General features: G+C 40.2%; 1 protein-coding gene. It reads left to right on the forward strand.

Annotation, left to right across the window (positions count from 1 at the left end; all coding sequences use genetic code 11):
- On the forward strand, positions 1–386 hold a 386-nt coding region (gene plsY, locus V7659_RS19360), incomplete at both ends, for a glycerol-3-phosphate 1-O-acyltransferase PlsY (RefSeq protein WP_335541497.1).

Genomic DNA, 386 nt, shown 5'->3' on the forward strand with positions numbered 1-386 from the left:
TATTTACTTGGTTCGATCCCCTCTGGTTTAATTATCGGAAAGGTTTTTTATAAAACGGATATTCGCGAACACGGGAGTGGAAATTTAGGAGGTACCAATACCTTTCGAACATTGGGTGTGAAAGCGGGATTAGTCGTTACACTTGCTGATATCTTGAAAGGGACTTTAGCTGCCGCTTTGCCACATCTCTTCCAAGTGGATATAAGTCCATTATTGGCAGGTATTTTTGCCGTTGTCGGGCACACCTATCCAATCTTCGCCGGGTTTCGTGGAGGAAAAGCGGTTGCTACCTCAGGTGGTGTCGTATTGTTTTATGCACCGTATATGTTTATTACCGTATTAATTTTCTTTTTTATTAGTTTATACATATCAAAATATGTTTCCTT

Origin of the sequence: Neobacillus drentensis (assembly GCF_036966985.1) — a bacterium.
In the GTDB taxonomy this organism is placed as follows: Bacteria; Bacillota; Bacilli; order Bacillales; family Cytobacillaceae; genus Neobacillus; species Neobacillus drentensis_E.